The 14,715-nt window shown below is 65.2% G+C and carries 11 protein-coding genes; 4 read left to right on the top strand and 7 right to left on the bottom strand.

Going from position 1 to position 14,715, the window contains the following annotated elements:
• Nucleotides 1-4: 4 nt before the first annotated feature.
• Together GGD63_RS16305 and GGD63_RS16300 are read right to left on the bottom strand one after the other, a co-directional pair.
• Nucleotides 5-955: a HupE/UreJ family protein gene (locus tag GGD63_RS16305; protein WP_183243756.1), complete on the bottom strand. Its 951-nt coding sequence runs from the start codon at nucleotides 953-955 to the stop codon at nucleotides 5-7.
• 38 nt (nucleotides 956-993) lie between these two features.
• A complete protein-coding gene (locus GGD63_RS16300; RefSeq protein WP_246785498.1) occupies nucleotides 994-1,755 on the bottom strand; it encodes a peptidyl-prolyl cis-trans isomerase in 762 nt (253 codons plus the stop codon).
• 423 nt (nucleotides 1,756-2,178) lie between these two features.
• Here GGD63_RS16300 and GGD63_RS16295 point away from each other — a divergent pair, with 423 nt between their 5' ends.
• The 3 genes from GGD63_RS16295 to GGD63_RS16285 all read left to right on the top strand — a co-directional run bounded on the left by GGD63_RS16295 (nucleotide 2,179) and on the right by GGD63_RS16285 (nucleotide 5,350).
• Nucleotides 2,179-4,197 (top strand): hypothetical protein, encoded by a 2,019-nt coding sequence (locus GGD63_RS16295; protein ID WP_183243663.1) that lies wholly within the window; start codon nucleotides 2,179-2,181, stop codon nucleotides 4,195-4,197.
• 86 nt (nucleotides 4,198-4,283) lie between these two features.
• Entirely contained in the window at nucleotides 4,284-4,625 is a 342-nt protein-coding gene (locus tag GGD63_RS16290) for a hypothetical protein (protein ID WP_183243661.1), read from the top strand.
• 101 nt (nucleotides 4,626-4,726) lie between these two features.
• On the top strand, nucleotides 4,727-5,350 hold the full coding sequence (locus GGD63_RS16285; protein WP_183243659.1) for a putative 2OG-Fe(II) oxygenase: 624 nt from the start codon (nucleotides 4,727-4,729) through the stop codon (nucleotides 5,348-5,350).
• A gap of 9 nt (nucleotides 5,351-5,359) precedes the next feature.
• Here GGD63_RS16285 and GGD63_RS16280 read toward each other — a convergent pair whose 3' ends face one another.
• Nucleotides 5,360-7,906 (bottom strand): spermidine synthase, encoded by a 2,547-nt coding sequence (locus GGD63_RS16280; protein ID WP_246785512.1) that lies wholly within the window; start codon nucleotides 7,904-7,906, stop codon nucleotides 5,360-5,362.
• A 249-nt stretch (nucleotides 7,907-8,155) separates the two neighbouring features.
• On the bottom strand, nucleotides 8,156-10,321 hold the full coding sequence (locus GGD63_RS16275; RefSeq protein WP_183243752.1) for a TonB-dependent receptor: 2,166 nt from the start codon (nucleotides 10,319-10,321) through the stop codon (nucleotides 8,156-8,158).
• A 551-nt stretch (nucleotides 10,322-10,872) separates the two neighbouring features.
• Between GGD63_RS16275 and GGD63_RS16270 the strand changes: the two genes are divergently transcribed.
• Nucleotides 10,873-11,310 carry a general secretion pathway protein GspN gene (locus GGD63_RS16270; RefSeq protein WP_183243657.1) on the top strand — a complete coding sequence of 146 codons (438 nt, stop codon included), beginning with the start codon at nucleotides 10,873-10,875 and terminating at the stop codon, nucleotides 11,308-11,310.
• A gap of 311 nt (nucleotides 11,311-11,621) precedes the next feature.
• Here GGD63_RS16270 and GGD63_RS16265 read toward each other — a convergent pair whose 3' ends face one another.
• The 3 genes from GGD63_RS16265 to GGD63_RS16255 are packed head-to-tail and all read right to left on the bottom strand — an operon-like array spanning nucleotide 11,622 to nucleotide 14,691.
• Nucleotides 11,622-12,248: an FMN-dependent NADH-azoreductase gene (locus GGD63_RS16265; RefSeq protein ID WP_183243655.1), complete on the bottom strand. Its 627-nt coding sequence runs from the start codon at nucleotides 12,246-12,248 to the stop codon at nucleotides 11,622-11,624.
• A gap of 3 nt (nucleotides 12,249-12,251) precedes the next feature.
• Nucleotides 12,252-13,823 carry an isochorismatase family protein gene (locus GGD63_RS16260; RefSeq protein ID WP_183243653.1) on the bottom strand — a complete coding sequence of 524 codons (1,572 nt, stop codon included), beginning with the start codon at nucleotides 13,821-13,823 and terminating at the stop codon, nucleotides 12,252-12,254.
• A 19-nt stretch (nucleotides 13,824-13,842) separates the two neighbouring features.
• Nucleotides 13,843-14,691 carry an MBL fold metallo-hydrolase gene (locus GGD63_RS16255; RefSeq protein ID WP_183243651.1) on the bottom strand — a complete coding sequence of 283 codons (849 nt, stop codon included), beginning with the start codon at nucleotides 14,689-14,691 and terminating at the stop codon, nucleotides 13,843-13,845.
• Between the last annotated feature and the right edge of the window lie 24 nt (nucleotides 14,692-14,715).

Below are 14,715 nucleotides of genomic sequence, written 5' to 3'. Positions count from 1 at the left end.
TCGCTCAGATCACGACGAACACGCGCGCCAGTCGGCCGAAGAACCAGAACATCGAAACCGACCCGATGAGGTAGGCCGGGAGGGCTTCGCCCCAGCGCGGCACGACGGCACCAAGCCGGCGGTGCGCCCAGATCAAGGCGAGCACGAGCAGCACGAAGGCGAGCTGTCCGATCTCCACGCCGATGTTGAAGAACAGCAACGCTGCGGGAAGCAGGCGGCGCTCGAGCCCAAGTCCGGCCAGCGCGCTTGCGAAGCCGATGCCGTGCACCAGGCCGAAGCTGAATGCCACGATCCAGGGATAGCGGGCGGTGAGCCCGATCTCACCGCGCTGCTGCTTGACGATCTCCACCCCGACGAAGGCGATGCTCAATGCGATGCAGGCGTTGAGCGGGCGTTCCGGCACGCCGATCAGGCCGAAAGCGGCTGCGGCCAGCGAGGCGCTGTGACCGATCGTGAAGGCCGTGATCGTCTTCACCAGACGCCAGCCGCTGCCGACGATCCAGATCAGGCCCAGCACGAACAGCAGATGATCGGCGCCGAGCAGAATGTGATCGATGCCGTAATTCACATAGGTCCTGGCCAGCTCGAGCCACACCTCGAGCGTCGGCGCGCCGGTGCCGAGAACGGAGACGACCGGATTGGCCGTCGAGATCGTGTAGCTGCGCGGCTCGCCCTCGATCGGGATGACCTTGATCAGGACGACCGACATGTTGGAGCCGAGGTTGGTGATGGTGATCGGACCCACCAGCCCCTTCGCGCCGCAGTTCATCTCGGGCAGGCGGAGGAAGCAGTGCGGCGGCACCCGCAGGTCGACCCGCGATGCTCCGATCGAGGGTTCGATGCTCCAGCGGCCGACGAACGCGCCGGGCCGGACCTCGCGGAATTCGAGTACGCCCATCGCCGCTTCATGCGCACTGAGCGCCGACGGCCGCATCAGTACGGCCAGCGCCAGCATCAAGGCCAGCAGCGCCAATCGCAGATATGGGATCGCTCTCACGGCTCGTACCGCACTTGATAGGACGCCTTGAGCCGCTTGACCGCTTCCCAGGCCAGCTTGCGGGTCTCATCCGTATGCCAAATCCTGGCGGCCTCATCTCGAACCTTATCGAGGCTGGCAAGATCCCCCGGGCGCCGGGAATCCAGCCGGGCGACGTGCCAGCCGTCCTTGGATTGCAGCAGCTTCCATTCCCCTTCCGGCATCGCCAGCAATTGATCGTGGAAATTGTCGCCGAAGCCTGCGGCAAGACTTTCGACCGGCCGGGCCAGGATGGCGCGCGTGAGATGCTGCAGCTCCTCGGATTCGCGCTGCTGGACGATGTCGTCGAGCTGACGCTGCGCCGTCGCCCGGTCCGTAGGTGGGGTGATGTAGAAGGAGACGCGCTCCGGCTCGTCGAAGCGGGCGTGATTTTCCGCAAACCATGCCTGGAGCTGCTCGTCCGTTGGGCGCGGGACGCGGATCTGGTCGAAGATCAGCAACTGCATCTTGAAGGCGATCCGGTCCCGGATCGTCTCGTCGCCGCGGTCGACGCCAAGCGCCTTGCCTTCGCGGTAGAGGATCTCGCTCGCGACCCAGCTGTCGATCATCTTCTGGAGCTGTTCGCTCGACGGGGCGCGTTCCTTGTCCTCGTCGAAATTGTCGATGAAGGACTGCCGCATCGCTTTGGTCACCGTGATGACCTTTTCGTCCTTGGCGGGCGGATGCAGCACGCCGTCGATGCCGAATATGATCGCTCCGAGCAGGGTGAAGTGCAGCAAGGGTTCGCGCGAGAGCCGCACAAGCATCGAGACGAAAGAGAAAGGCTTCGTCGTGGCGACATCCGCGCCCGGATCTCCCGCGTGCGATATCGGAAAGGACTGCACTTCAACTGGTGTCGCCGGCATTGACATATGGTTGTCACAAATCTCTCAGCACGCGCCGCCGCTTCGTGCAGCAGAGCATTTCAACTGTCATCTTCGCGCGGCGCGGAAAATGCAACGGACAAACGCTGGAGGCAAGATGCCTGGCGGAAATTGCCGACCTGCGCGCGCCAAACATAAATCCTTCACGAAGTTGTATCGGAACTCTGGTCATCATCGCCGCGCGCAGGGAGTCGCTCACGCCGTTGGATCACATGGTGTCCGAATTCCCAAAGTCTCTGTTGTTGTTTCGCGATACCTGACTTGAATGAGGGGAGATAGATGTTTCCATCTGGCAAGACGATCCTGTTGACCGCCGCATCGGCATCATTGGCGCTGACTCAGAGCGCTGCAGCGGAGGAGTTCGGTCGCGGCGAGCGCCGCGGCAATCCTTATGTCGCCGGCGACATGCACAATCACAATACTTGCACGGATGGTTCGGTTGCCGCCGGCTACGTGATCGACCGCGCAGTCGGGCGGGGCACCGCGTCGGCAGGCGGCAACAATTTCGACCTCGACTGGTTCACGCTCGGCAACCACGGCGGCTCCGGTAATCGCGACTGCCGCTTCAGCGACACCAGCGCCAATATTCCGGGCCAGACCACGACGACCTGGAGCCAGACGCTCGGCCAGACCATCGACGGGATCACCATCAGCAGCCTGAAGGGCACCCCGAACGGCTCCGGCACCGGCGCGACGATGTGGCGCTGGCAATCGATCCGCGAGGTCGAGTATCCGACCATCGTCAATCGTTCGGCGCAGTACGACAAGGTGCTGATCGAGGGTCTCGAGTGGATCGCGCCCGGCCACGAACACGTCGACGTCGCCGTCATCACCGGGCAGCACCCCGGGCGGCACCCGCACAAGGGGACCGGCAACGCGGACAAGATGGCGGAATTCGAATACCGCTTCGACCGCGCCGACACCGATGCGATCGGTCCCGTCATCGACGCCGGCGGCAACCAGCTCTGGCCGGGAAAAGACAACGTCAACAACGCCGGCACGGCCGGCCATCAGAAGGCGCTTTCGGGCATCAAGTGGTTGCAGGCGAACTATCCGCTGCAATCCTACGTCATCCCGACCCACACCGAACGCCAGGGGCCGTTCAACCCGACCGCCAGCAAGGGCTACAACATCGAGCATTTCCGCGACTTCAACAATGCGGGCCCGACGGTTGCATTCGGCATTGAATCGCCCGGTCACTTCGCCGAAGGCGGCCTCAATGGCGGTTCCGGTTCCTACGGCACCGGCGCGGTCGGCGGCGGCACCTACGGCATGGGCGGCATCTACACCGCGAAGGTCGGCGGCCTCTGGGACGGGTTGCTCGGCGAGGGCCGCAACTTCTTCATCTATGTGAGCTCCGACTGGCACAGCCGCGGTGCGGGCGGTGCGCGCGACTCCTTCACGACGGCCGACTTCATTCCCGGCGAATACACCAAGCTTTATGTTCCGAATGCCGGACGGTTCTCGTCGCAGCACGTCGTCGACGGCATGCGCTCGGGCAACTCGTACTCGGTCAATGCGGATCTCATCGGTCCGGACCTGGTGTTCCGCGCCAAGACGCGCGGTGACGACTGGAAGACCATGGGCGAGACCCTGGTCGTGAGGCCCGGCGAAAAGATCACGGTCGAGATGGAGCTGACCGTCCCGCGGGAGAACAACAGCCCCTACACCTTCAACAACCCGCTGCTGCTGCCGGTGGGGATCAAGCAGCCGCTGAACAAGCCGTCGCTCGACCACGTCGATCTGATCACGGGCCAGATCACCGGCGTCGTTGCGCCTGATGCGCCCAACTATGCGGTGGCGAATGCCGCGGGCACGGCCGGCGCGTCGATCGTGTACAACCCCTCGGCGACCATCGCCCGGCAGATCTCGGCGACGCAGATGCATCGCCAACATTGGGGCGATCGCGACGGCGTGCGGCTGCGGTTCACGACGACGTTTACCGCGGGCAACAAGCCGTTCTACATCCGCGCGCGCGGCACCAACATTCCGAACGGCACTCCGAACGTCAGTGATACCGCCGGCAATCCGCTGCTCGATGCCAACAATGCGCAGGTCAGCTGCACCGACCCGGCGTGCCCGGCGCATCTGGAGACGGTGAACGGTGCCAAGAAGGTGACCCACGACGTTCAGGCCTATTCGAACGCCTGGTTCTATGCCAACCCGATCTTCGTCAGGCCGGAAGGCTCGCCGAAGCTCCTGGTCGAGACCAACGCCGAACTGGCGCGCCGGCTCGGACAGCGGGCTGAGCACGACCACCACGACCATGACGATGATCATCATCACGATCACCACTGATGTGACCTGAGGCCATCCGGCGGGGCGCCACGTGCGTCCCGCCGCATTCGTTTTGAAGCAGGGCTTCGCTGCCCGGGGCGACCGACATGCATCTGTTTCGTATGACCGCCTACGCATTGGGCCTGCTCGCCGGCCTGGGCTGCGCCGTAGCCGCTCCCGATGCCGCCGCGCCCGCCTCGGAGGAACCGACGCGGGACGATTGCAATGCTGCGGTCGCGGAGGCGCGCGCATTGGCGGCGGCCTTGCCGCCCGATCATCTGTCGCGCTATTTCGCCGAACGGCATTTGCATCAGGCGCTGGTGGAAGCCGGCAATGGCGAATTCGACGAATGTCTCGACATGGCCGCGCGCGCCTCTGTCGAGGTGCGCGAACGACGCCACGAGCTGCGGCCCGGCGAGACGCTGAAAGTGCTCCGGGCAGACGAGTAGTTGGATCGGAGAATTTTGGAGATCCTTCGCGCTGTCATCGCTGTGTCATCCTAGCCCGGGCATTGTCTGCCCGCGTTTCAAGAACAGGGTGACGTTGCGACATGGATCAGATCGAGCCGCTTTTCCCGATTCCCCTGCTGCGCTCGCCGGGGCTGCTCCCGCCCTCGCTGAACGAAGCCGCTGTGGCCGCGATCCGGAATACCCGGATCGAGGGCAATCTGCGTTCGGGTCAGCTCTTCCACACCGAAGTTGCCGATCCCCGCGACAACGAGCTGTTTCGTCAGATCGCCGAGCTTGCCGTCCCCAAGCTGGTCGATTTCGGTGTCCTGCTGTTCGGCGAAGAGCTGCGCTGGACCGTCAAGGAGATGTGGACCAACATGCTCGAGACCGGCGGAAACCAGACGCTGCATTCCCACGCCAACAGCTTCGTCTCCGGCATCTTCTACCTGACGCCCTCGCATCCGGCCTGCAAGACGGTCTTCGTGCGGCCACCCGGCGGCTTCGACTTCTCCTTCCGCCACCATACGCGCAGCGCCGCCATCGGGCCCTTCAACGCGGGCAAGTATGCCCTGCCGGAGGCCGAGCCGGGCGATCTCGTGCTGTTTCCAAGCTATCTCTATCACGAGGTGCCGAGGAATCAGGGTGGTCAGAGAATCACGATCGCCTTCAACGCCATTCCCGATCATCTCGACTGCTGGGGCTATCGCGTCAACTTCGCGCCGTAAGGCCGGCGATCACTCGTTTCTCAGTCCGAACTCGCGAAGCAGCAACTCCCGCGCTTCCGGCCTCGAGGGCGCCGCCTCGTTGATCCTGCGCAACAGGCGAGCAGCCGCCGCGCGGTCCGAGCCGATCAGGGACTTCGCCATTCCCATCAGCGGCCCATAGGCCGGATCGAATTCGGGGCTCAGGCGGAGTGCGTCGATGAGGCCCGGGGAGGCCGCTTCGATCAGGGCCGCACCGCGCGGATCGCCGGGCAAGGATGCGCCGGCCTCGAGGAAGCGGTTGCGCGCGTGCCAGTAGGCGGTGAGGCGCGCACCGAGCGCATCGCGCCCGGCGCCAGCCAATAGTTCATTCGGATCCGGCTGGAGGTCCTTCGTCACGGCAAGCAGCAATGACCACGGAGCTGCCCGGAGCGCGCGGACATTCCGTCGCGCATCGAAGGTCACGAACGGATAATCATCGGTGTTGCGCGGACCTTCGCCGGCGAAGGCGGAGAGCGCGCGTGGACCTCCGAGGTATTGGCCGAGCAGATCGATCGGGGCCTCGAACCCCATCGGCCGTACAACCTTCGCGGTCGCGGGATCTTGCAGCCGCGCACCGAGCGCATCGATATCGGGATGGCCGCCTTTGCCGGATCCAATCAGCGCAAGCATCGGTGTGCGGACGCTGTAATGATTGAGCCAGGCCGCGCCGTCGGGATAGACGTCGAGAAAGCCGCGGATGATGGCGCGCAAGGAGGGCAGATCGAGCTGATACAGCGGCAGCCATTGGCAGAAGATCCCGTCAGGCGCCAGCCTGCGTTTCACGGCCGCGAAATGCTCCACCGTGTAGAGCGCGCCGCTGCCGTCGAGCGCGGGGTGAAACAGGTCGGCGATGATCACGTCGTGCTGGCCCGTATCCGCCGCGACGTAGCGGCGGGCATCCGCCACCGTTATGCCCGGCACTGACGCCGGCGGCGGATCGACGAACCAGGGCAGCAGGTCCACCACTTCCCGGGAGAGTTCGACGCCGCGCACGCTGACACCTGGCATCTGTGCGCCACCGACCATGGTGGCGCCCGTGCCGATGCCCAGGAACAGGGCCCGATGCGGCGCCTTGTGAAGCAACAGCGGCAGCATTGCCTGGCGGTAGTCGGATCGCGTTGAGCTCGTTCCGCCCATGCGGAAGTGGCCATTGACCTCAAGGTAGCGTGTCCCTGCCGCGTCATCGACGACACTCGCCGTCGCCATCGGCCCTTCACGGACCGCCAGCAGCGCACCGCCCGCGGGCACGCGCGTCAGTGGTGGCGCAGGATCGAGCCACAGGATGAGCGCGAAGATCGCAGGTAGCGCGGACCACAGCAGTGCCGATCGGCCGGGCGGCAGCAGCAGCAAATAGCCGAGCGCAACGGCTAGCAGTGCCGTCCAGGCGCCAAAGGCCGGGATCAGGAATTGCGCCGCCAGCAGCGGCGCAAGGCAGGCGCCGAGGCTGTTGATGCCGACTGCCGCGCCGACCGAGCCGCGCTGATCGCTCACGCGCTGCGCCAGCAGGCCGAACAGTGCGCCCATTGCGGTGGCGGGGACCAGAAAGAGGGCGATCGCCACCGCCAGTTCGCCGAAGACGTCTGCTGGCGATGCGATCTCGACCAGCCGGCCGGCATAGGGCGCAAGCGCGGCGGTTGTGATGCAGGCGAAGGCCGTTGCGGCGAGCAGGCCGCGGAGATTTCCGTCGGTCGCCTCTCGCCCGGTCCGCTGCCAGAGCAGGCCACCCGCCGCGGTGCCAAGCAGATATGCTGCCAATAGTCCGGCGAAGGTGTAGACGGTGTCTTCCATCACCTGCGCGGCGAGCCGAACCACAAGGACTTCGAATGCGATTCCGAACAGTCCCGTTGCGAACAAGGTGATCGTGAGCCGCAAGTCCCGCACTCGTTGCGGCCGCCGTTCTTCGGCATCGGCCTTGCCCGCCACAGGTCCGAGCGCGAGCGCGGCGAGCGCGCAGAACGCGTTGACGCCGGCGAGGCAGAGCAGCGTTCCCGAAAACCCCAGTGCCGGGATCAGGAGGAATGTGGAGGCGAGCGTGCCGGCCAGAGCTCCGGCCGTGTTCGCGCCATACACGCCTGAAGTGACGCGCGCCTCGCCACGCGCATGCCGCGTCATCCGTTCCAGCGCAGCCAGGGTTCCGCCCATGGCGATCGTTGCGGGCAGCAGCACGAGCGTCGGCAGCGCCAGGCTGCCGGCCCACAGCAGGACTGGAGACGGTTCGGTGCCGAGCAGAGGCGGCAGGGCCCGCCCGGCCGCCGGCAGCAGCCACACGCTGATCAGACCCCAGACGGCGATGACGGCTTCGAGGATCGCATAGACACGCCATGGCGATGTCGAACGGCGGATCAGCCGATCAAGTGCGAATGCGCCCAGGGCCAGACCGCCGAAAAAACCGGCAATGACACCGAGTACCGCCATCATCTCGGTGCCGAGCGCAAGGCTCAACTGGCGCGTCCACACGATCTCGTAGCCGAGGCCCGCAAAGCCCGACGCGGCCACGATGGGGACGAGCGCCCAAGGGCGTGCAGCCTGTCCACGCATCGTTGCGGCCTCGTCCTGTGCCGTGCGCGCGAACCGCTCTGCCGCGGCGATCATGGTGACGTCCGGCTCAGATTGCATTCCCCTCACTCCTGCCTCGAACGCGACCGGCTGGCGGTTGGAGCCGGGGTATTGCGTCAGCCGAACTCGTGCGCTCGGTTCATCAAAGCATCCGCTCCATGTCAGATTTTTTCAGGATTTGTGACGGCCGGCGCCGGTTGCTTTCATGCCGGTCCTGCAAGTTTGCCGCGGTTAGAATCGCGCCGCCATCGTCAGCCGTACCGCAAGCGGCTCGGCCGGATGGACGTGACGATCCGCAACGCCCTCGATGGGCTCGCCCGGCAGTCGCGACAGATAATAGTACTCGATCTGGTTGGTCTGGGCGTTGAAGAGGTTGAGCACGTCGAGTTGCACCCGAACGCCATTGTCGAACGTGTAGCCGGCGCGTGCATTGAAGATCAGCGACGAGCGTGAACGGACGCTGTCGTCCTCGATCAGGGGACGCGGGCCGAAATAGCGCGCCTTCAGCGCGCCGAACCAGCCGGTGTCGCCGCCGAACGTGACTGCGCCGCTCGCCACCCATGCCGGTGCGCCGGGAATGCGGGCGCCAGCGGGATCGAAGTCGGTGAAGCGGGCATGGGTATGGGCGACGTCGAGATCGACCGTCATCCAGGGCCGCGGCTTGTACTGGTTCGTCCACTCGATGCCAACGCGGCGGCTGGGCCGGCTCGGCTCGGTGGTGCCGGCGTCGCCGACGAACAGCAGCTCCGAGTCGAAGTCGAGCACGAAGACCGCGAGCGAGCTGGTGAGTCCGTCGACCGGTTTGGTGCGGAGGCCGAGCTCGGCACCGCGCGAGCGCACCAGCAGCGGCACGCGGTCGAGCGGCGTCACCTTGTCGTTGGGATCGACCGTGATCGTCGCGCCGCGGATGTCGTTGCTGTGCAGGCCGTAGCCGGCATTGGCGTAGAACTCGGTCCTGTACCAGGGGCCGAGCACGAGGCCGGCCTTCGGGCTCGCCATCGATGCCTGAGCGCTACCCGAATTCTGCGGCGTATCGCTGAAGACGTGTCCGGCGAAGACATCTTCGCGGATGCCGACGGTGGTGCGCAGCCAGTCGGTCCACCGCGTGGTCGTATCGGTCCAGAGTCCGACATTGCCCTCCTGCACGCGGTCATCGCGTACGGTCGAGAGCCAGTTGCGCTGCTCGGTCTTGAACAGGCCGACATGGATATCGTCATAGCGGCTTTGCACGCCGACGCGGGTTTGCGCCTCGATGCCGGCAAAGCGCCAGTCGATCGCATGCCGGGCATCGACGCCGCCGAAGCTGCGGCGGTCGAGCTGGCTGAACTGGTCGCCATTGACCGGGTTGTCGAGAAAGTAGGTGAAATCGTTGAACAGCCGCAGGTCGGAGCGCACGACATAGGCTCGGACATTGGTTTGTCCGTAGTCGCCCGACTGCGCCCAGCTGCCGGACAGGCTGAACCGGCTGGACGTGCCGCCGTCGGTCGGATCGAGCGTACCGAGACGATCGATCGGGCCCTGGTCGATCGCGCGTTGCGCAACCTGGTCGGTCGAATTCCAGCCGTTGGAGTAGGCCATCGCCGTCAGCGTCAGGCCGTCGGTCGCGGTGCCCTGGCTGTAGCGCAGGACGCCGTTCAGCTTGCGGACGTCGTCCGGCGATTGCCACGGTCCGTCATATTTGGTGGCCTCGAGCGCCGTCAGCAGCGTGCCGGCGCCAACAGAGTTCGACGTTGCCGCCAGGGCGCGGCGATAGCCGAAGCTGCCGAAGGTCATCTCTGCGATGTTGTGCGGCAGCTTGTTGACGTAGTCGATCGCCACGGCGCCCGCGGACGCAAAGTCGCCCTGGTCGGCGAAATATGGCCCCTTGCGCACATCGACGGACCGGATCAGCTCGGGGATCAGGAAATTGATGTCGGCGTAGCCTTGCCCATGCCCATGCGTCGGCATGTTGACGGGCATGCCGTCGACGCTGATCGCCAGATCAGTGCCGTGATCGAGATTGAAGCCGCGCAGGAAATACTGATTGGCTTTGCCCTCGCCGGAGTGCTGGGTGACGATCAGGCCCGGCACGACCTCCAGGGCCTCACCGGGCCGCGAGAACGGGACGGCATTGACCTCTTTGCCGCTGATGCGAACAGCGCTGGCGGCGGTGGGCTGCAAGGAGGACGAAGTGGCGGGCGCTGCACCGGCTGCGCCGCCGCCCTCGGTCGCGCTGTCCGTGCGAGCGGCAGCATGATTGCGCGGGCCGCCATTCTTCGGCGGCTTCTTGCGAGCGAGCCGTTTCGGAGGCTGTTCCTCCGCCGCGACGGTGACCGGCGGTAGCTCGGCGGCCGCGCTGCGCTCCTGGGCCGCAACCGGGAATGCACACAGGGCGGACGATGCGGCGGCCGAAAACATCCGCAACAAGGTCCCACGCACCACCACGTCTCCGCACCCCAACCAGTCCAGCAACGCCACGCTCTAGCAGGGGAGTATGACGATGCGGCAACAATGTCATACTGAGGCCCTGAGCCGGTGTCGAGGCGCGGAAAGACGCGACCGCAACAGGCCGGGGAAACCTCGGGGATATCGCGGACGTTTCGCACAAGTGTCACATCGGCGGCCGATAAGCCTTGCTCCCCTCGGTGCTCAGTGTCTGGCGAGCCGCTTGTCTTGCCTAAGCTGGCCGCCAGTCTCCTCGACCGAGAATCTTGCGCGTTGCTTCCGAGAGGCCGATGACGAGGAACATGAGAGGGCACAAGGTGGCACGGCGGATATCGGTGGGATTCCTGCTCGTGCTGGCGCCTCTGCTCGACGTTTCCGCCTCGACCTCCGCGCTGCCAGCGGATTTCCCGGATATCGATGTCCCAGGCCTCAGCGGGCCGACGTCCAGCCTTGGGGGGTCTCCCGCAACGTTGGCACCGGCCGTCTCCGCGGGACCATCACGGTCTCCGGTTAATCGGGACGCGATGCGCGGCAATCCGCTCTGGGCAGTCCCGCTCGCGGCACTGACGGACACGAACGAGCGGCCGATCTTCTCGGCCTCGCGGCGGCCGCCGTCGCCACCGGTGATTTCGGTGCCTGCGTCGCAAGCGCCGCCGATACCGCCCGGTCCGCCGCCGGCCGAACTGCGGCTCGTGCTGGTCGGAACCGTCGTCGGCGGCGATCAGAGTGTCGGCATTTTCGTCGACGAGACGAGCAAGGCCACGCTGCGCCTCAAGCTCGACGGAAACTACCAGGGCTGGCGACTGAGTTCGGTGCACCAGCGCGAGGTGACGATGGTGCACGGTGAGCTGAGCGAAACGCTGACATTCCCGAAAGCAGGCGGAGCCACGCCCGCCCCAGGGCCGGCGGTTGCGGAAAGTGCGGTGAAGCGAGGCAGCTCGCACACGGCTCAGTATGACTGAACGAGTCCATTCCACGTAGAGGCCGCCGTAAGCCGATCGCAGGCGGCCGTGCGCCTCGGAGGAACGTTTCCACCGGCGCATTGGCCGCAATCGTACAGGATCGAAGGCGCACAGGATCGCCTGCAAAATCATGCCGCCCGCCGAGGTGTGCCGCGTATCGTCGGCGACACCAGCTACTTGCGATCGTGGCAAAATGCTCCTGTTTTGCCCGACGTGTCAAACCGCCCTGGGCTCTGCGTAAGCCGTTGATTCCCCAGTCATCGCCTACTGTGCATGGGGTTGTTTTCGACGTTTTGTTTTGAAGCCTGCGGCTAGAAGGTCGCGGCCATTGCAGCGAGGCGCTGATAGGCCCTTTCGCGCGCAGCATCGATCGGCTGCTGCGGCCCGGTGGTTGGACCGATCAGCAAAAAACGGACATTGCTGATTCCGACAAAGCGCAGGATTTCCCGAAGATAAGGCGTTGCCATGTCGATGCGGCCGCGGTTCATGCCGGTGGCAAAATCACTGCCGCTGGCGATGATCACCAGTGTCGGCCGATCCTTCAGCAGCGGCAGATACCCCTGCGACGGATCGAACCCAAAGGTGAGCCCGGGCTGGACGATGACGTCGAACCACTGTTTGAGCTTGTAGGGGATGCCAAAGTTCCACATCGGGGTCGAGATCAGCACCCGATCGGCGAGCGAAAAGCGCAGCGCCATTCGCTCGGCCTCGGCGAAGCTTGCGCGTTGCGCTTCGGTGAAGGCCTCAGCCTTCATGCGCGCGTATTTGGCCTCGACGATGGGGCCCGTAAACTCCGGCATCCGCTCACGCCAGATGTCCACGACATCGACGTCCCAATCCGGCCGGGCTTGACGAAAGCGATCAAGGAAGACGCGCGCGCCGGCAGTCGACTCGGACTCGGCGCGGGGCGAGCAGGACAGGTGCAGGAGCTTTGCCACAGCTCATCCCAGCGCTCTGATGACGGTATCGGCCCTGGTCACGACCGCGACGTTCTGCATGGCAAAATTGATCGAGGCGTTGTGCCAGTCGGCATTCATGGTCGAGCAGCAATCTTCGGGCACGATCATGAAATAGCCCTTGTCGGCGCCAGTCCGCGCCGTGTGTTCGACAGACATGTTGGTCCAGGCGCCGGTATTGATGATCATGTCGCGGCCGGTCGCTTTCAGGATCGTCTCCAGCCGCGTGCCCTCCCAGGCGCTCATCCGCATCTTCTCGACGACGAAGTCGCCGGGCCGTGGCTCGAGGCCTGAAACCGGGGCCGCGCCCCAGCTTCCGCGCACCATCGCCTTGCTGTCGACGAGGCCTTCGAATAGCGGAGCGTTCAGTGTGACGCCCGGTGCGCCGGGCTCGACCACGAACCAGACATGGACGATGGCGACGCCGCGGGCGCGTGCAGCTTCCGCGAGACGGCGCACGTTCTCCACGACATGCTGCTGCTTCGCGTGCCCCGGCGCACCCGACTCGGCGAAGGCGCCGCCGTCCATGATGACGTCGTTCTGGAGATCCTGGATGATCATGGCGCAGCGCTGCGGATCGAGCCGCATCTCGCCCTCGGTGAGAACAGGCGAGGCCGGAGATGGACTCGGGCCCGCTCCGCCGCCGGCGCGGCCGCTCATATAGGGCTCATGGCGCGGACCGACCTTGGTCGGGATCGCGTACACCGAATGGGTCGAGGTAAGATAGAGCGTGCGGAAATCCGGCCCACCCCAGGCGAGGTTGGCGACAAGCTCGGGCACGCGGACCTTGCCGAGCAGTTCGCCGCGCGGCGAATAGACCCAGACGCCGCCGGGCGCGGTGACCCAGACATTGCCGTGCTGATCGCACTTCATACCGTCGGGCAGGCCTGGTTCGAGCTCGGACTTGATGCCGCTCGCAAACACCCGCGCATTGGTCAGCGACCCGTCGCCGTTGACGTCGAACACGCGGATCAGGGCTTGCACGGTGTCGTTGACATAGAGCAGCTTCTCTTCCGGCGAGAAGCACAGCCCGTTCGGCTGGTCGAACAGGTTTCGGTCGACCACGAGCTTCGGCTCGCCGCCCGGCACGACGCGATAGATGCTCTGGAAGCCGAGCTGGCGCGGCCGCTCGACGCCATAGACAGGCATACGTCCATACCAGGGGTCCGAGAAATAGATCGCGCCGGAAGAATGCACGCAGACGTCGTTCGGGCTGTTGAGCTCCTGGCCGCCGAAATGCGAGGCCAGCACCTCGCGCCGTCCGTCCGGGCGTTCGCGGACCAGCGACGAGGTCGCGTGTTCGCAGACGATCAGGTTGAGCTCGGCGTCATAGGTCATGCCGTTGCATTTGTTCGAGGGACGTCTGACCTCGACGACGCCGCGCCGAGCATCCCAGCGTCGTCGCACGTCACCCGGCATGTCCGAGAACAGCAGGTATTGATCGACCGGATGCCAGATCGGCCCCTCCGTGAAGTCGAAGCCGGTGCCGACCTGTGCGACCGGCGCGTAAGGGTCGATCAGGTTCTCGAATTCGCTTCGCAGGGTGACGTGCGTCATCGGTCGATCCTCGACAACATCAGGCCGGGAACCAGTTGCGCACGGGCAAGGACTGCACGATCGGTCCGGGGACCTGGTCGTGCAGCCGCCCGACGACATTGCCGCCTTCGATCTTGGCCGGGCGATCGTGCACGGGAAGCAGATAGCGCGAACTGCTCAGCAGCTTCTTGATCGCGGCCTTCTCCGCGCGCTTGCTGGTGCCGTGGTTGCCGGTGGTGCGCGGCTCCCAATCGTGGATTTCGTGGAAGGGCGTGACGATCTGGTCGTTGAAGTCGTAAATCACGTCGCCGCAGATGGTGGCGATGCCGTCGGCCGTGTGGACGATGATGTTCATCGAGCCCTCGGTGTGGGCGTTGGCGGCATCGCAATAGACGCCAGGCATCAGCTCGATCGGTCCGGTGATTTCAAGGTCGAGGAAGCGCAGCGCGCTCTTGGTGTGCAGACGGTCGATCAGGTGCTTGATGTCGGGCGCGGGATATTGCGGATGCATCAGCCCGGAGACGGAATATTCGAGCTCGCGGCGGTTGAGGACGACGGTCGTGTTCATCGGGAACAGATCGTCCTTGCCGGCGTGGTCGATGTGCAGATGGGTGTGGCAGACGAAACGGACGTCACCCATGCGCACGCCGTGGCGTGCCAATTGGTTCTCGATCATGTTCTCGTGGTACTGAAGCCCTCGCATGCCCAACGTCTCCATGATCTGGTTGGAGCGGTAGCCGGTGTCGACCACGACCGGGTAGGGGCCGCCGAGGATCAGGAAGCCGAGGGTGAGGACGCGGCGGGTGCGGCCGCAGTCGCGGCCGAGCACCAGGAAGCTCGATTCCAGCTCGATATCGCCGTAGTCCAGGATCTTGATCTCCAGCGCCATACGTTTCCCTCCTGTCTCGTTTCT

The organism is Bradyrhizobium sp. cir1, assembly GCF_014198245.1.
Taxonomy (GTDB): Bacteria; Pseudomonadota; Alphaproteobacteria; order Rhizobiales; family Xanthobacteraceae; genus Bradyrhizobium.
Note: the sequence above shows the minus strand (reverse complement) of the source record. Positions and strands in the feature narration are given on the sequence as shown.